Source organism: Sphingomonas brevis (genome assembly GCF_023516505.1).
Taxonomy (GTDB): Bacteria; Pseudomonadota; Alphaproteobacteria; order Sphingomonadales; family Sphingomonadaceae; genus Sphingomicrobium; species Sphingomicrobium breve.
Genome location: NZ_JAMGBB010000001.1, coordinates 1743849 through 1759350, shown reverse-complemented (window position 1 = coordinate 1759350; position 15502 = coordinate 1743849). Strand labels below are relative to the sequence as shown.

The following is a 15502-nucleotide window of genomic DNA, read 5'->3' as shown; positions in this document are numbered from 1 at the left end:
CGCTCAGGCCTCCTCGAACGCGGACGCGCCCCGCTCGGCGGCGCTTGCGTCCATCCAAACCACTTCCCAATGATGGCCGTCCGGGTCTTCGAAACTGCGTTCGTACATCAGCTTGCCCATCTCCTGTCTTGGCCCAGGGTCGGCCTTGCCTCCTGCAGAAGCGGCCTTCTCGACCGTGGCATCGACGTTGGCGGTGCTGTCGGCCGACAGTGCGAGGATCACCTGGCTGGACCGGTGAGCATCGGCGATCGGCTTGCCGGTGAAGCCCTTATAGAAGTCGTGGGTCAACAGCATGACATTGATCGCATCGGACAGGACGATCATCGCCGCCTGGTCGTTGGAAAACTTCGGTTCCTTGCGGCCGCCGATCGCTTCGTAAAACGCCGTCGACCGCGCCAGGTCGGTTATCGGCAGGTTGATGAAAATCATCTTCGACATCGCCCATTGCCTCCTATCGCGACTCGATTCGCCTTGAACATTGAGCAGGGCAGTTATAAATTGCAACAATGAAGTTACAAAAACTAACTACGACACGACGAACGGACGACAAACGACGATATGACGATGCCTGTGCTGCGGCTCACGGCATGGACCTGATCGGCGAACGCTGGTCGATGCCCTTGATACGCGAGCTGCTGCTTGGACCCCGCCGCTTCTCGGACCTGAAAACGAGTCTCAACGGAATTAGTGCCAACGTCCTCACTCAAAGACTGGAAGGACTTGAAAGCGCGGGCGTGCTGGTCCGGCGCAAGCTTCCGCCGCCGGCTTCGGTCCAGGTCTATGAGCTTACGCCATGGGGTTACGAGGCCGCGCCGATCTTCCAGGCGCTGGGGCGCTGGGCGGTTCGCAGCCCCTACCATGATCCTACAAGGCCGTTCAGCCCGGTCTCGCTGATGCTTTCTCTAAGGACCATGCTCAGTCCGCTGGCAGCCGGCGATCTAAAGGCCAAGATCCAGCTCCACATGAATGGTGAGGCGTTTTTCTGGGCCCGAAACAAAAAGGGCGAAATCCGTATCGGGCGCGGCGAACTCGACGATCCCGACCTGACCGTCCATGGCACGCCCAGCGAGATCGCCAGCTATGTCTATGCCGGCGAGCCCCTCTCTTCGATCCGGGTCGAAGGCGACCTCGCACTCGCTGCCCGGCTGCCCGGCCTGTTCCCGATGCCGGAGAAGGCTCGGTTAGCCGCCGCTTGAGGCGATTTGCCGAAACGCTTAAGGCGCAAAGCCATGACGGAAATTCCCAACGTTACGCTCGACAGCCGCGCCGATACGATCCTCGCCTCGCCCGACAAGATGGTGAAGGTGCGCGAGGCGTTTGGCGTGGACAGCGATCTTGAAGTGCCGGCGTTTACCGAGGCGGACGAGCGGGTTCCCGACCTCGACCCAGCCTATGTGTTCGATCCCGATACGACGATGGCGATCTGCGCCGGCTTCGCCCGCAATCGGCGTGTGATGATCCAGGGCTATCACGGCACCGGCAAGTCGACCCACATCGAACAGGTGGCGGCGCGGCTCAACTGGCCTTGCATCCGCATCAACCTCGATGCGCATATCAGCCGCATCGACCTCATCGGCCGTGACGCGATTGTGCTCCAGGACGGGCAGCAAGTGACGGAATTCCGGGAGGGCCTGCTGCCTTGGGCACTGCAGCATCCCGTGGCGCTGGTATTCGACGAATATGACGCCGGCCGGCCCGACGTGATGTTCGTCATCCAGCGCGTGCTCGAAACCGACGGCAAGCTGACCCTGCTCGATCAAAACCGGGTCATCCGGCCAAACCCCTGGTTCCGGCTGTTCTCAACGACCAACACCATCGGCCTTGGCGATACCAGCGGTCTTTATCACGGTACTCAGGCGCTCAATCAGGGCCAGCTAGACCGTTGGAATATCGTTGCCACGCTCAACTATCTGCCGGCCGAGACCGAGGCCCAGATCGTGCTCGCCAAGTCCGGCGAATATGACCATGACGGCGGCAAGGAAGAGGTCGGCAAGATGGTTCAGGTCGCGAACCTGTCACGGCAAGGGTTCATCAACGGCGACATATCGACTGTGATGAGCCCGCGGACCGTGATCAGCTGGGCGCAGAATGCGATGATCTTCGGCGATATCGGTTTCGCCTTCCGGCTCAGCTTCCTCAACAAATGCGATGAATCCGAACGGCCGTTGATCGCCGAATATTATCAGCGGGTATTCAACAAGGATTTGCCGGAAAGCGTTGCGCACCGGGCCTGAATGAAACCTAGCGGCGGTCGCGGTCCAGTTCGCGCAGGCGCTCGGCAACCCGTTCGTCGAAGCTCAGTTGATCGTCGTAGCTGCGCCCGCGGATAGCCTGACGCTTCCCGCCCCCCGCAACACGGCCGATAAAGCGCATGAATTTTGCAGCGTTGAAGATGAGGCCCAGCAACAGCGGGACTACAAACAGCAATAGAGAGGTCGTATCCATAACAGGGGCTTTCGGCTCGACGGGTGCCATTTTGCGCCATAGACGCTAACTAAATTGCTAACGACCGATCGTTGACCCGCTGCCGACACGGCGGCAGAGCTTGAGCAATTCATGACCCTTCCCACGCCTCTTGACCGATTCCGCTCTGTCATTGCCGGGGCGGCGCGGGCTATTGCCCAGGATGCCGAAGCGGACGTCGTGTTCGCTTCCGACGCGAGCGGCCAGGCGCCCGGCAAGGTCGCGAGAGTCGTGTCGCCCGGGCCCGGACTGGAACCAAAGCTGGTCGCTGAGGCGCGCGGGGCGGCCGACGCAATGGCGGTACGCCTTCGCTATCACGACCCCAAGCTGCACGCAGCGCGGGCACCGATATCGGACGGCGATGCCCGGGCCGTGTTCGACGCGCTGGAAACGGCAAGGGTCGAGGCGCTGGGCGCAAAGGCGATGGATGGCGTGCGAGCAAACCTCGACGATCTGACGGAAGCACGAGTGCGGCTCGACGCGATCACGCGTGCGCGAACGGCCGAGGAAGTACCGCTCGCGACGGCTGTCGGGCTGCTGGCCCGGCAGCGATTGACCGGTGCCGAGCCACCTCGGCCGGCTCGGACAGGCCTGGATCTGGTTGCGCCGTGGATTGAGGAAAAGGCCGGGGCGGAGCTCGACGCATTAGCCCTGACGATCGACGACCAGGCGGCATTCGCGACCTTGTCGCGCCGCCTGCTCGAGGACCTCGAACTGGCCGCCGACGAACCGAGCGAGCATGAGCTCGAGGAGGGGGGCGACGAAGACGAGGGCGAGGATAATGGCCCTGACGACGCTGACGACGCGGATAGCCAAGGCGATTCAAGCGGCGACATGGAGATGCGTTCGGAAGAGACCGAGCGCGACGAGGGAGAGGACGAAAGCGCCGACAGCGAAGCGGATGTCGAGGAAGGCGAGGCGACCAGCGGCCAGGAAGGCGCCGATCAGGCTCGGGCGAACGCTCAGCGCCGCAATTGGCCTGAGGAGCCGATCACCGACTACAAGCCCTTTACCAATCGTTTCGACGAGATAGTCGCCGCGGCCGAGCTGTGCGACGAAGAGGAACTAACCCGGCTTAGGGCGTATCTCGACCAGCAAATGACCAGCCTTGGCGGTGTTGTCACCCGCCTCGCCAACCGGCTGCAGCGGCGGCTGATGGCGCAGCAAGCCCGTAGTTGGGACTTCGACCAGGAAGAGGGATTACTCGATGCGGCCCGGCTCGCGCGTGTCGTCGTCACGCCGGGCCACTCGCTCAGTTACAAGGTAGAGCGAGACACTGAGTTCAAGGATACGGTCGTCAGCCTGCTGATCGACAATAGCGGGTCGATGCGCGGCCGGCCGATCTCGATCGCTGCAACCTGCGCGGACGTTCTGGCGAGGACGCTGGAGCGATGCGGCGTCGCGACTGAGATCCTGGGGTTTACCACGCGCGGCTGGAAGGGTGGTCAGAGCCGCGAACTATGGTTGTCCGAAGGGCGGCCTCCCAACCCCGGCCGGCTCAATGACCTGCGTCACATTATCTACAAACGCGCTGACGAACCCTACCGCCACTCGCGGCGAAGCCTGGGCCTGATGATGCGGGAAGGTCTGCTCAAGGAGAATATCGACGGCGAAGCCCTGCTCTGGGCGCACTCGCGGCTGCTCGCGCGTCCCGAAGAGCGGCGCATTCTGCTGGTCATCAGCGACGGCGCTCCGGTCGACGATTCGACCGCCTCGGCCAATGGCGGCACCTATTTGGAAAAGCATTTACGGCAGATCATCGGGTGGATCGAGGGTCGATCCAATGTCGAACTCGCGGCGATCGGCATCGGCCACGATGTCACGCGCTATTATGCGCGCGCTGTCACGATCATGGATGCCGAACAATTGGGAGGGGCGCTGATCGAGCAGCTCGCGGCGCTGTTCGAAAAGCACTGATGCGATTGGAACGGAAAGAAATTGGGCCCGGAGCAACAACGCACTCCGGGCCCCCCTCGATACGCGACGCGAGGGATTTCGGTCTGCCGTTACCGGCATCGTGGCGAGGAAAAGGGGGAAACCCCGCCAACTCCGATCGATATGCCCGATTCGCCGTTGAACGCGGCTGAACGAACCTTGCAGCAATCATTCAGGAAAATCTTTGCTTTCAACGGCTTGCTTGTGGGGGCGGCGGCACTCATGGCCTATTGGCCAATGCGGGCACTGCCGGACTTCAAGGAGCGGCCGGCCGTACTCGTGCCGCTGCGATTTGAGGCAGTCGAAATGGCCGCGGCGGTTCCGCCTCTTCGGCTGGCTGGCGCCTGGACGATGCAGGTGCACGACCCCCGCTTCCACGGAATATCGGCGCTCGCGATCGATCAGGGACGCTTTCTCGCCGCCACTGACCTTGGCGCGGTTATTCGATTCGACATGCCGGCGGCCAGCCACCCCCGCGCAATGTTGAAAGATTTGCGCTTCGGGCCTGGAAAGTTCGGTCCGAAATGGGCCCGCGACGCCGAATCGATTGCCCGCGATCTGACCGGTCGCGGCTGGTGGATCGGTTTTGAGCAGAATCACTCGCTGTGGCTGTACGACTCAAGCTTTCGAAATGCGCGGGCCAGTGTCGACCTGAATCGGCCGGATTGGTGGTATAATCGCGGCGCCGAGGGCCTGATCCCGGAAGGGGCGGGTTTGCTGGTACTGGCAGAGAATGGCCGGGAAGCGATGCCTGTGCGGCGCAATCGCATTGGCCGTGTCAGCTTGGCGGCCGGGGCCGATGTCGCCGATGCTGCTCGCGCGCCAGATGGGAGCGCTTGGCTGCTGCTTCGCACAAAGGGCCTCAATGGCATTTCGCAAGCCATCGCCAGATTGAATCGAACGCAGGCTGGTTATCGGGCTGGCCCTGCGTGGCCGGTGCCGAAAGGATTGTTCGACAATTATGAGGGCATGGCGATTGAGCGACGGCCAGGCGGAGGCCTGCGGTTTTGGTTGGTGACCGACGATGGTCACAGGATAATGGCACGGAATCTGTTGGTGGCGCTCGACTATCTGCCGTCCGAACATGGCCAAAGCCCGGCGACTAGCGCCGGGCCTTCGAAATTGCAGCCAGTTGAGACGCCTTAGGCGGCGGCCGACTTAGCCTTTTTGGCGATTTCGCGCTTGAGCTTGGCGGCCCGCGGCGAAAGCCGGTCCTCGCTGGTCTTGGTCAGCCAATTGTCGAGGCCGCCGACGTGTTCGACCGAGCGCAAACCATGCGTCGACACGCGCAGCTTGATGCTCTTTTCCAGCGCTTCCGAGATCAGCGTCACGTTCTGCAGGTTGGGCAGGAACGTCCGCTTAGTCTTGTTATTGGCGTGGGAAACATTGTTACCCACCTGCCGGCCCTTGCCGGTCAGCTCGCAAATGCGCGACATCGGTCACATCCAAGTCTGAAGTGAGCGCCTAAGCGCCCGGAAAGCGCCGCCCGATACTCGGGGAGGGGCAATTCGTCAACCTTCACCGCAGCGATAAAGGGTCTTGAGCAACCTATATCAGCAGCGGCGCGTTGGTGGGTCGCTAATCGCTAGGAGAGGGCAATGCGGACCGTCATGCTGATTCTAATCATCGCCGTCGTGGCGCTGATTGGGGCATTTGCGACTGGATACATCGACATCAACCAGACTCGTGGCGCGAAGGCACCATCGGTCGAGGCTGCAGACGGGAAGATTCGCGCAACTGGCGGCCAATCCCCAGCCTTTGACGTGCAAACCGGTTCGGTGGAGGTGGGAACCAGGGACGCCAATGTTGCTGTCCCCAAGGTTGAGGTTAGGCGCGATGAAAAAAGCGTGAAGGTGCCGGTCGTCGCGGTCCGCCCTCCGGACGAGGCGCAGCAAAACGCTGCCCGCTGATATTCTCGTTTGCCGCCCGTCGAACATGACAGGCACGCGCGAGCGCGCTAGCGATCGGCCAGTGATGGCTTTCCCGCTTCCCTCACCCATGCGCAGGGCGCTCGATCTGGCCGCGGTCGCCGCCGATGCCGGCGAAGTGCCGGTCGGCGCAGTGGTGACATTGGGCGATGAGATCATCGCGGAGGCTCGCAATGCGATGCGTGGCAATCTTGATCCAACTGCCCATGCCGAGATGGTCGCCATCCGCCACGCGGCAATGCGCCTCGGCCGGCCGCGGCTGGATGGCTGCACTCTATGGGTCACGCTGGAACCATGCGCGATGTGCGCCGCGGCAATCGCCCTGGCCAGGTTCGAAGCCCTTCGGTTCGGCGCCGAGGATCCCAAGGGGGGAGGAGTCGTCCATGGCGCGAGAATATTCTCGCAGCCCACTTGTCACCATCGGCCGGATGTCCTCGGCGGAATTGGGGAAGACGAAGCTGCGGGCCAGCTGAAGGCTTTCTTTGAGGCGCGCCGGACCTGATCCTTGCTAGTACGCAAATTTGTCGGCAATTAGCCTATTATCGACCATGAGCGACACGCTCCTTCCCTTCCCTTGGCTTGACCTTGTCCTGATCCTTGCCCTCGTTGCGATCAACGGCTTGTTGTCGATGAGCGAACTGGCAATCGTCTCGTCTCGCGAGGCCCGGTTGAAAGCCATGATGAAGGCTGGATCACGCGGTGCCAAATCCGCCCTCGATCTCGCCGCGGAGCCGGGCCGGTTCCTGTCAACGGTGCAAATCGGGATCACGTTGATCGGCATTCTCGCCGGTGCCTATTCAGGTGCCAGCCTTGGCGAGCCAGTTGCCCAGCGCCTCGCTCGCCTGGGACTGGAGCCTGACACGGCGGAAAGCGTGGGTTTTGGTCTTGTGATCATGGTCACGACCTTTGCCTCTCTCGTCATCGGCGAACTCGTTCCCAAGCAATTCGCACTCCGTAACCCGGAGGCCATTGCAGCAATTGTCTCTCGCCCTATGGGCTGGCTCAGCAAGGCTACCGCACCCTTTGTATGGTTGCTCGATCAGACAAGCGCGCTGATCTTCCGCGCCCTCGGCCTCAACCGGGAAAACAAGAATGTCGTCACCGCCGAGGAGCTTCACCTGGTGGTCGCTGAGGCGCAAACGGCCGGCGTGCTTGAGGAAAGCGAGCGCGCCATCATCTCAGGAATTGTCCGGCTGGCCGATCGCCCGGTCCGGGAAGTCATGACCCCGCGAATGGACATTGATTGGATCGATATCGGCGGCGGCCGGGATGAGATTCGTGCCGCGTTGGCCGCGACGACCCACAGCCGATTGCCGGTCGCGGAAGGTTCGGTCGACAATATCGTCGGTGTGGTGTCCTCGCGAGATATGCTGACCGCCCTGCTCGACGGCAAAGAGCTGAATGTTAGGTCACTAACTCGTCTGGCCCCGGTTATTCCCGACCTGATGGATGCGATGGATGCGCTGGCCGTACTGCGTTCGGCCGAGGTGCCTCTGGCGCTGGTCCATGACGAATATGGCCATCTCGATGGAATCGTTACCCCTGGGTCAATTCTCAGCGCGCTCGCCGGCGCATTCGCCCATGACCTCGACGAAGGGGATGAGCCGCCGCTGATTGAACGTGAGGACGGCAGTTGGCTGGTTTCGGGCGCGGCCAGCGCCGATCTATTGGGCGACCGCATTGGCGTGAACATGCCTGGCGAACGCGATTATTCGACCGTGGCCGGATTTGCCTTGTCGGTGCTCAGAAGAATTCCGGAAACAGGCGAGACATTTAAGTTTGATGGCTACAGATTTGAGGTGGTCGACATGGACGGCCGAAAAATCGACAAGCTGTTGGTCAGCCGCCCAAAGCGCCGGCGCAGTGAGGAAGAAACCGCGGATGAAGCGCCGCGAGCTTAGGCAGGCTCAAAGGTTTCCGAACTTCGCCTGATAGCCGTCGATATCGCCTCGAGCGAGATAGTCTGCCTGCTCGACGATCCGGTCCCGCTCAAACCTTCCGCGAAACGCGCCCAAGGACTGGTCAAGGACCTCGACCTGGTCCGGCGACAGTTTGGCGATTTGATCAAAGCGTCGGATGCCACGTTCCACCAGGATGGCAGCCAGCTTGGGACCGACGCCTTTCAATTTGATCAAGTCATCGGGCGGACCGCTGGCCGCCGGCAACTCGGCGTGAACTTCCGCGCCGATGATCGATCCGGCGAGGTCGCTTGCGGCGGCCGCAGTTTCATCGGCAACTCCCCGGCCCTCGTGCGACGATTGCAGGTTCATGTGTGGACGAAGCGGGACGCTGTCGCTTAGCCGGACGTTCTGCTTTGGCCGGAAATACAGGTAGCTGGCGATCAATCCAGCGAGCAGCCCGACGATCAACACGGGCCAATAGATTTCGAAGAATTCCAACGCTTATATCCTTTTCTTCCACCGGTTGGCGCGGCGCCTGAGTTCGAAAATATAGCCGATCACCATTCCCGCCGCGAACCCTGCCAGACCCAGAAGTTGCGCCTCGATTGCGAGCGGGATCATCGGACCAGCCTTCTTTCCTGGGGTAGTGAATTGGGGTCCCACCGCACCTCCAGCACGCCAGGAGTTTCATCCAATATTCGAACAAGCTCGTGCCGCTGAAAGTCGTCGGCCGGCCCGCTAAGTACCAGTCGCCTTGCGAGCGGGCCGCGCTGCATATGAGCCTGGATCATTGGCAGCTCATAATAGTCGAGCGTACGGCGAGCGATGGTTTCCGACTGCGCGGCCAGCTTCTCCCCGGCGCCGAGCGGGCCATGCCACAGCGCGGCGAACCCAACCGTTGCGCCAATTCCAAGCCAGATAATCGTCCGGCGGTTCATGATGCCCGCTCCAGTTCGCGCCAACCAATGTCCCGGCGATGGAATCCGTCGGCAAAATCGATCGCGTCAACCGCGCGGTAGGCGAGTTCACGCGCTTCGCCGAGCGACCTGCCGGAGGCGGTGACAGCAAGCACTCGACCGCCCGATGCGACAAGCTGGTCTCCCTCCAGTACCGTGCCCGCTTGAAAAACGGCGACACCCGGCATTGCCTCGGCTCGGTCCAATCCGCCGATCGCGCCGCCCCTCGCGGGCGTTTCCGGATAGCCTCTTGCCGCCACGATTACTGTCATGGTCGAAACGTTTGAAAGCGAAGGCGCCTCGAACTCGCCGCCTACCGCAACCGAATGAAGAAGAGCGGCGAAATCGCCTTCGATCCGGGGCATGATCGCCTCGCACTCCGGGTCGCCGAAGCGGACATTATATTCGATCAGCTTGGGTCCGTCGGCGGTCAGCATCAGGCCGGCGTAAAGCACTCCGCTGAACGCGGTTCCTGCCTCGGCCATGGCACGTGCCGTGGGCTCGACGATCTCGCGCATGGCCCGCGCTTCCAGCTCCGCGGTCAAGACAGGGGCAGGGGAGTAAGCACCCATGCCTCCGGTGTTTGGACCGGTGTCGCCTTCGCCGACGCGCTTGTGATCCTGGGCCGATGCGAGCACGACGGATCGGGTCCCGTTGACCAGCGCGAACAGGCTGGCCTCCTCTCCCTCCAGATATTCCTCGATCACCATCGGACCGTCGCCGGCGGCGCGAATCGCTGCCTCTGCCTCGTCGCGGGACATGGCGATGGTCACGCCCTTGCCCGCGGCCAGGCCGTCGGCCTTGATTACCACCGGGATCGAGAAGCGGTCCAAAAATGACAAAGCGGATGATACGGAGTCGGCCCGAACATAATCGGCAGTAGGAATGCCAGCCCGGGCGCAGAGGTCCTTGGTGAAACCCTTCGAGCCTTCGAGCTGGGCAGCGGCGGCGCCAGGGCCGAAGGTGGCGATTCCGGCGGTTCGCAGGGAATCGGCAAGTCCGTCAACGAGTGGCGCTTCGGGCCCAACCACAACAAGATCAATTGAATTGGCCTTGCAGAATTCAATTACACGTTCGTGATCCGTCAGTTCGGTATCGAAGCAAATCCCCTGTTCGCCGACTTCGCCCGATCGATCGCGCTTCTCGTTAAAGTCCTTGAGAACGCGAGCGATGCCGGGGTTTCCGGGTGTTGCCCACAGCACGTCGCAGCTTGGCGATTGCGCCAATCGCCAGGCCAGAGCATGCTCACGTCCGCCCGAACCCAACAGCAGGATGTTCATGAATCTCCCCGGCGATCTCGATGCTTCCGGCCTCCTAGCCGAGCAGAAGAGCGGCGACAACGCGCCCGCACTGTCGGTCAGCGAACTGTCCGGCGCGCTCAAGCGGACGGTCGAGAATGCGTTCGGCCTGGTCCGGGTGCGCGGAGAAATCAGCGGCTGGAAACGCCACGCTTCGGGTCATTGCTACTTTACGCTGAAGGACGAGGGCGCCTGCATCGACGCGGTCATCTGGAAGGGACAGGCGGGCAGCCTCGCGTTCCGCCCGGAAGATGGCGCGGAAGTGATCGCATCGGGCAAGCTCACCACTTACCCGGGCCGGTCGAAATACCAGATCGTAGTCAACCGGATGGAGCTGGCTGGCGAGGGTGCGCTGATGGCGCTGCTCGACAAGCGGCGCCGCGCGCTGGCCGCCGAAGGCCTGTTCGACGAAGCCAAGAAGCGCCGGCTGCCTTATTTGCCGCGGGTGATCGGAGTGGTCACTTCGCCGACCGGCGCGGTGATCCGCGACATCCTGCACCGGCTGGAGGATCGCTGCCCGACCCATGTCATCGTCTGGCCCGTGCCAGTACAGGGGGAGGGCGCCGCAGAGAAGGTCGCCGCGGCGATCCGCGGCTTCGCCAACGTATCCCCCAGGCCCGACCTGTTGATCATCGCCCGCGGTGGCGGCTCGATCGAAGATCTGTGGGCGTTCAACGAGGAAGAGGTCGTGCGCGCCGCCGCCACCTCGCCGATTCCGCTGATCTCCGCGGTAGGCCACGAAACCGACACCACGTTGATCGACTTTGCGTCGGACCGCCGGGCGCCGACGCCCACTGCGGCGGCTGAGATGGCGGTGCCGGTCCGCGCCGAACTGGCCGCGATGCTGGCCGAATATGATCATCGCATGTCGGCCTGCGTCACTCGCACGTCTTCACGGGCAGGCGAACGGCTGGATCTGCTGGCTTCGCGCTGGCCGGAGGCGGCCAATTTGTTTGCGCCCTTTGCGCAGCGGCTCGACGATGCCGGCGAGCGATTGCCAAGGGCGCTGGTCCAACGGACGGCTCATGCCCGTGCCGATTTGGCCGAGGTCGGACCACGGTTGCAGGAGCGGCTGGTGACCGAGCGCGTCGCGCGCGCGCACGAAAAACTGACGTCTCTCTGGAGGCTGGCCGAACTGGCCCATCCGGAAAAGCCGCTGCAGCGCGGATTCGTCCGGGTCACCGACCGCGCCGGCAAGACCATCATCCATGCCGCCGACGCCCGTTCGGCGGTCGCGGTCGACCTTCACTTTGCGGATGGGCGCGTGGCTGCCCAAATCGGGGATGGCGCGGCGCCACAGCCTTTCCGGCCGATGCGGCGGGTTGAGCGAAAGCCAACCGATCCCTATTTGCCGAAACAGCCTGGATTATTCGACACCGAGGAATGACGATGCTGATGGGTACGGCCCGAGAGGCCAAGATCCACTATCTCGACGGCACTTTCCGCCTGCTGTCGGCCGGCGACCACGTCCGCTGCGCGATCACCGGCGCGGTGATTCCGCTCGACGAACTTCGTTATTGGTCGGTCGACCGGCAGGAGGCCTATGCCGATGCCGCTGCCAGCCTGGAAGCGGAGCGCCGCGCAGGCAATATCTGACCCTGCGTCAAATATGACTCAGCGCCGAGCGCGGTGTGTCCAAAATGTGACATAGCGCCGGGCAAGTGTCGTCAAGCTTTCGTTTCGTCTTGCGCCGTTTCGGCACGCTCCCATAAGACGTCCCCACTTGGCCGAGGTGCGTTCGCGCGCCTGGCTTTTGGGCAAAGCCTCGCTGAGGCGACGCGAAGGGGAAGACAAAATGAAGAGCACTTATCGTAATCGACTGCTGACGACGACGTTGTTTGTCAGTGCGTCGGTTCTGGGCACGCCTGCTTTTGCGCAGGACGTCCAGGAGCCGGTTACCGGCGAGCCCGCGCAGGCGGTTGATGAAACCGCGGCGCCGACGCCAGCCGAAGAAACTGCCGGCCGCGAGATCGTCGTTACCGGTTCGCGTATCGCCCGTCCCAACCTGACCTCGAGCAGCCCGATTGCGGTGGTCACCGGTGAAGAGACGGTCGACAAGGCGGACATCACCCTCGACACCTTCCTCAACACGCTGCCGCAGGTTAACCCGGCCGGCACGACCACGTCGAACAACCCCGGCAACGGCGGTCAATCGAACATCAACCTTCGCGGCCTCGGCTCGAACCGTAACCTGGTCCTGATCGACGGCCGTCGTCCGATGTCGTCGGGCACCGACCTGTCGGTCGACTTGAACACCATTCCGCAGGGCCTGATCGAGCGCATCGACGTGATCACCGGCGGCGCCGGCGCGACCTACGGTGCGGACGCCATCGCGGGTGTCGTCAACATCATCATGAAGGACGACTTCCAGGGCGTCGACCTGCGTGCGACCTACTCCAACGCGCTCAAGAATTTCGACGCGCGCGAGTATCAGGTGTCCGGCGTGCTCGGTGCCAATTTCGATGACGGCAAGGGTAACGTAGCGGTTGCGGCCGAATTCTCGTCGCGTGAAAATCTCGGCAAGCTCGAGCGCGATTTCGCCGCTCAGGCAACCTCGACCACGCCAACCCCGCCGATGGCCCGTTATGTTGCCAGCGGCGCCAACGCACCGAGCGCGGCTGCGCTGAACACCGTGTTCGGCAGCTACGGTTATGCGCCGGGTTCGGTTAACGACGCCAGCCGCGTCGGCTTCAACAATGACGGTACGCTGATCGGCTTCGGCGTGTTCAACACGGCCCAGGACGTCGTCAACTATCGTTTCGATCCGGAAGGCAATGACGCCGCCGCGGCGAACCAGAACTTTTTCCCGGACTTCTATTCCTACAACTTCGACCGGACCAACCTGTTGGTCCTGCCGTTGAAGCGCAAGTCGTTCTTCGTAAAGGGTAATTACGAGATCGATCCGCACGCGGACTTCTTCATCCAGGGCGGCTACACCGAGTATAATTCGGCTTCGGGCCTCGCGGCCACGCCGATCGGCACCCGCGTCGAGTGCGCCACGGGCACGAACCCGCTGCGCGCCAAGTCCAACTTCGTTAACTGCGGCTTCAGTGTCACGCAGCTGGTTATCCCGCGGAGCAATCCGTTCGTACCGGCCGACCTGAATATCCTGCTTGATTCGCGTACCGGCGACGACCCCGCCCTTGTTGGCGTCGGCGCTGCCGAGCCGATCAAGATCGCCAAGCGTCTGCTGGACACCGGTCTGCGCCTCACGGCCACCGAAAACCGCGTCCTGCAGGGCCTTGCCGGCCTGCGCGGCGACATCGTCGACAATTGGCGGTACGAAGTTTCGTACAGCTGGGGTCGGACCACGATCGAAACGGCTGCCAGCGGCAACGTCAACGTCCAGAACGCCGAGCGTCTGCTCGAGGCTGCGGACGGTGGCGACAGCCTGTGCGAGGGCGGCTTCAATCCGTTCGGCATCAACCCGATCTCGGCGGAGTGCGTCGAATTCCTCAACGAGACGGGCTTCACGCAGACCGACTTCACCCTCAAGGTCCTCCAGGGCTTCGTCACGGGTGACGTGGTTGAGCTTCCGGCCGGCCCGCTCAGCGTCGTGCTCGGTGGCGAGCAGCGTCGCTGGCGTTATGACTTCGATCCAGGCACGCTGTTCGGGCCGATCGCCGGCTTCAACACCGCGACTCCGGATCACGGCACGAACAAGTTCACCGACTGGTTCGCCGAAGCGCGTATTCCGATCCTCAAGGATGCGCAGTACGCCAAGGAACTGGAACTCGGCCTGTCGTTCCGTCACTCGAAGAGCGAATTCGTCGACATCCAGAATGGCGGCGAAGGCGGATCGTCCGACAATGCTTACGGTGTCACCGTCAGCTGGGCTCCGCTGGACGAGCTCCGCTTCCGCGGCAGCTACCAGCACTCGGTGCGTGCTCCGAACTTCGTCGAACTGTTCTCGGGCGGCAGCTCGTTCCCGCAGTATTTCGACCCCTGCTCGATCAACACCAATTTCCGGGCAACCGCTGGTGCAGCTGGGGCGGCGATCTGTCAGGCAACGGGCCTGAGCCTTGCTCAGACCGCGACCTACGTTCAGACGCCGGGTTCGCAGGCGTTCATCGGCATCACCGGCAACGCCGATCTTGGACCTGAAACCGGCGATACCTTCACCGTCGGCGCCGTGTTCCAGAAGTGGGGCTTCACCGGCTCGATCGACTATTACAACATCAAGATCAAAGACACGATCTTTGCTCCTGATACGAACATGTTGATCGCGGCCTGCTACGGCTTCCACGGCGTCAATCCCGACCTGGATGGCACCAGCCCGTATTGCACCGGCATCAATCGTACTCCGGACATCTCCTCGATCAGCATTCCTGAGGCGATCGGCGGCGACGGTTCCTACTTCCAGGCGGTCAACCAGGGCGTCGTGAAGACCTCGGGTGTCGACGTCCAGCTCGGCTACAACCTGCCGACGGATTGGCTGACCCCGGGATCGAAGCTGTCGGCCAACCTGATGGTCAACTACCTGATCAACTACAAGGTAGAGGAACTTCCGGGCGTCACTCTCGACTATGCCGGCACGGTTTCCTATTTCGGCGCGGGGCTGGGCACCAGCTTCCCCGAGTGGAAGGGCAACCTGAACCTGGCGTGGAACGTCAAGCCGTTCACCTTCGAATCGCGCATCCGCTACATCGATGGCATGGACAACCGCTTGAGCGTCCAGTTCCCGGGTGAAGAGGATCTGTTCACCGGCACCGATGGCGTGATCTACGTCGACCTGGCCGTCGAAGCGGACTTCAAGCCGCTGACGCTGCGGGTCGGCCTGAACAACGCGTTCGACAAGGGTCCGGAGACCTATGCTCCGAACGTCCAGTCGGGCACCGATCCGTCGCTGTACGACGTGATTGGCCGCCGCGCCTACGTTTCGGCCCGGCTGCGGTTCTAATCCGAAACAGTTTGAGGGGTGGGGCTATCGGTTCCTCCCCTCAACAACTGAAGGGCGAGACTTCGGTCTCGCCCTTCTTTTTTTGCCTTCGCTCCAGAGACGAATCCGGCAGGCCGTTCAG

The 15502-nt window shown here is 62.5% G+C and carries 16 protein-coding genes; 10 read left to right on the top strand and 6 right to left on the bottom strand.

From position 1 onward, the window contains the following. Nucleotides 1–3: 3 nt before the first annotated feature. Nucleotides 4–438, bottom strand: a complete 435-nt coding sequence (locus LZ518_RS09050) for a VOC family protein (RefSeq protein WP_249915671.1) — start codon at nucleotides 436–438, stop codon at nucleotides 4–6. Between the two features lie 149 nt (nucleotides 439–587). Here LZ518_RS09050 and LZ518_RS09045 point away from each other — a divergent pair, with 149 nt between their 5' ends. Both LZ518_RS09045 and cobS read left to right on the top strand, forming a co-directional pair. Further along, complete coding sequence (locus LZ518_RS09045; protein WP_249915670.1) at nucleotides 588–1196, top strand: winged helix-turn-helix transcriptional regulator; 609 nt, start codon at nucleotides 588–590, stop codon at nucleotides 1194–1196. A 33-nt stretch (nucleotides 1197–1229) separates the two neighbouring features. Next, nucleotides 1230–2234, top strand: a complete 1005-nt coding sequence (cobS, locus tag LZ518_RS09040) for a cobaltochelatase subunit CobS (protein ID WP_249915669.1) — start codon at nucleotides 1230–1232, stop codon at nucleotides 2232–2234. 7 nt (nucleotides 2235–2241) lie between these two features. On the opposite strand, the gene LZ518_RS09035 is transcribed toward cobS, so the two are convergent. Beyond that, entirely contained in the window at nucleotides 2242–2475 is a 234-nt protein-coding gene (locus LZ518_RS09035) for a hypothetical protein (RefSeq protein ID WP_249915668.1), read from the bottom strand. 81 nt (nucleotides 2476–2556) lie between these two features. On the opposite strand from LZ518_RS09035, the gene cobT reads away from it, so the two are divergent. Next, the gene (cobT, locus tag LZ518_RS09030; RefSeq protein ID WP_249915667.1) at nucleotides 2557–4380 is read left to right on the top strand and encodes a cobaltochelatase subunit CobT; all 1824 of its coding nucleotides are present in this window, start codon (nucleotides 2557–2559) and stop codon (nucleotides 4378–4380) included. Nucleotides 4381–4620: 240 nt separating this feature from the next. Then, nucleotides 4621–5544 carry an esterase-like activity of phytase family protein gene (locus LZ518_RS09025; protein ID WP_249915666.1) on the top strand — a complete coding sequence of 308 codons (924 nt, stop codon included), beginning with the start codon at nucleotides 4621–4623 and terminating at the stop codon, nucleotides 5542–5544. On the opposite strand, the gene rpmB is transcribed toward LZ518_RS09025, so the two are convergent. Further along, complete coding sequence (rpmB, locus tag LZ518_RS09020; protein WP_249915665.1) at nucleotides 5541–5834, bottom strand: 50S ribosomal protein L28; 294 nt, start codon at nucleotides 5832–5834, stop codon at nucleotides 5541–5543. The genes LZ518_RS09025 and rpmB overlap by 4 nt on opposite strands. 174 nt (nucleotides 5835–6008) lie before the next feature. Between rpmB and LZ518_RS09015 the strand changes: the two genes are divergently transcribed. From LZ518_RS09015 to LZ518_RS09005, 3 genes are all read left to right on the top strand, one after another. Then, complete coding sequence (locus LZ518_RS09015; RefSeq protein ID WP_249915664.1) at nucleotides 6009–6308, top strand: hypothetical protein; 300 nt, start codon at nucleotides 6009–6011, stop codon at nucleotides 6306–6308. Between the two features lie 88 nt (nucleotides 6309–6396). Continuing rightward, a complete protein-coding gene (locus tag LZ518_RS09010; protein WP_249915663.1) occupies nucleotides 6397–6828 on the top strand; it encodes a nucleoside deaminase in 432 nt (143 codons plus the stop codon). A gap of 46 nt (nucleotides 6829–6874) precedes the next feature. Then, a complete protein-coding gene (locus tag LZ518_RS09005; RefSeq protein WP_249915662.1) occupies nucleotides 6875–8227 on the top strand; it encodes a hemolysin family protein in 1353 nt (450 codons plus the stop codon). Nucleotides 8228–8233: 6 nt separating this feature from the next. On the opposite strand, the gene LZ518_RS09000 is transcribed toward LZ518_RS09005, so the two are convergent. The 3 genes from LZ518_RS09000 to purD all read right to left on the bottom strand — a co-directional run bounded on the left by LZ518_RS09000 (nucleotide 8234) and on the right by purD (nucleotide 10463). Further along, the gene (locus LZ518_RS09000; RefSeq protein ID WP_249915661.1) at nucleotides 8234–8725 is read right to left on the bottom strand and encodes a helix-hairpin-helix domain-containing protein; all 492 of its coding nucleotides are present in this window, start codon (nucleotides 8723–8725) and stop codon (nucleotides 8234–8236) included. 119 nt (nucleotides 8726–8844) lie between these two features. Beyond that, entirely contained in the window at nucleotides 8845–9165 is a 321-nt protein-coding gene (locus tag LZ518_RS08995; RefSeq protein WP_249915660.1) for a hypothetical protein, read from the bottom strand. Next, a complete protein-coding gene (gene purD, locus LZ518_RS08990) occupies nucleotides 9162–10463 on the bottom strand; it encodes a phosphoribosylamine--glycine ligase (RefSeq protein WP_249915659.1) in 1302 nt (433 codons plus the stop codon). The genes LZ518_RS08995 and purD overlap by 4 nt, the downstream gene beginning before the upstream one ends. Between purD and xseA the strand changes: the two genes are divergently transcribed. The 3 genes from xseA (at nucleotide 10456) to LZ518_RS08975 (ending at nucleotide 15381) form a co-directional block, all read left to right on the top strand. Next, nucleotides 10456–11868: an exodeoxyribonuclease VII large subunit gene (xseA, locus tag LZ518_RS08985; RefSeq protein ID WP_249915658.1), complete on the top strand. Its 1413-nt coding sequence runs from the start codon at nucleotides 10456–10458 to the stop codon at nucleotides 11866–11868. The genes purD and xseA overlap by 8 nt on opposite strands. A 2-nt stretch (nucleotides 11869–11870) precedes the next feature. Continuing rightward, complete coding sequence (locus tag LZ518_RS08980; RefSeq protein WP_249916535.1) at nucleotides 11871–12077, top strand: DUF2093 domain-containing protein; 207 nt, start codon at nucleotides 11871–11873, stop codon at nucleotides 12075–12077. A 199-nt stretch (nucleotides 12078–12276) separates the two neighbouring features. Next, nucleotides 12277–15381 carry a TonB-dependent receptor domain-containing protein gene (locus LZ518_RS08975; protein ID WP_249915657.1) on the top strand — a complete coding sequence of 1035 codons (3105 nt, stop codon included), beginning with the start codon at nucleotides 12277–12279 and terminating at the stop codon, nucleotides 15379–15381. Nucleotides 15382–15502: the final 121 nt, after the last annotated feature.

Coding starts and splice junctions, on each gene's coding strand:
- cobT (WP_249915667.1), top strand. CDS start 2,557: ATGACCCTTCCCACGCCTCTTGACCGATTCCGCTCTGTCATTGCCGGG.
- LZ518_RS09035 (WP_249915668.1), bottom strand. CDS start 2,475: ATGGCACCCGTCGAGCCGAAAGCCCCTGTTATGGATACGACCTCTCTA.
- LZ518_RS08975 (WP_249915657.1), top strand. CDS start 12,277: ATGAAGAGCACTTATCGTAATCGACTGCTGACGACGACGTTGTTTGTC.
- LZ518_RS09010 (WP_249915663.1), top strand. CDS start 6,397: ATGCGCAGGGCGCTCGATCTGGCCGCGGTCGCCGCCGATGCCGGCGAA.
- purD (WP_249915659.1), bottom strand. CDS start 10,463: ATGAACATCCTGCTGTTGGGTTCGGGCGGACGTGAGCATGCTCTGGCC.
- xseA (WP_249915658.1), top strand. CDS start 10,456: ATGTTCATGAATCTCCCCGGCGATCTCGATGCTTCCGGCCTCCTAGCC.
- LZ518_RS09045 (WP_249915670.1), top strand. CDS start 588: ATGGACCTGATCGGCGAACGCTGGTCGATGCCCTTGATACGCGAGCTG.
- LZ518_RS09005 (WP_249915662.1), top strand. CDS start 6,875: ATGAGCGACACGCTCCTTCCCTTCCCTTGGCTTGACCTTGTCCTGATC.
- LZ518_RS09015 (WP_249915664.1), top strand. CDS start 6,009: ATGCTGATTCTAATCATCGCCGTCGTGGCGCTGATTGGGGCATTTGCG.
- LZ518_RS08980 (WP_249916535.1), top strand. CDS start 11,871: ATGCTGATGGGTACGGCCCGAGAGGCCAAGATCCACTATCTCGACGGC.
- LZ518_RS09050 (WP_249915671.1), bottom strand. CDS start 438: ATGTCGAAGATGATTTTCATCAACCTGCCGATAACCGACCTGGCGCGG.
- LZ518_RS08995 (WP_249915660.1), bottom strand. CDS start 9,165: ATGAACCGCCGGACGATTATCTGGCTTGGAATTGGCGCAACGGTTGGG.
- LZ518_RS09025 (WP_249915666.1), top strand. CDS start 4,621: ATGGCCTATTGGCCAATGCGGGCACTGCCGGACTTCAAGGAGCGGCCG.
- cobS (WP_249915669.1), top strand. CDS start 1,230: ATGACGGAAATTCCCAACGTTACGCTCGACAGCCGCGCCGATACGATC.
- rpmB (WP_249915665.1), bottom strand. CDS start 5,834: ATGTCGCGCATTTGCGAGCTGACCGGCAAGGGCCGGCAGGTGGGTAAC.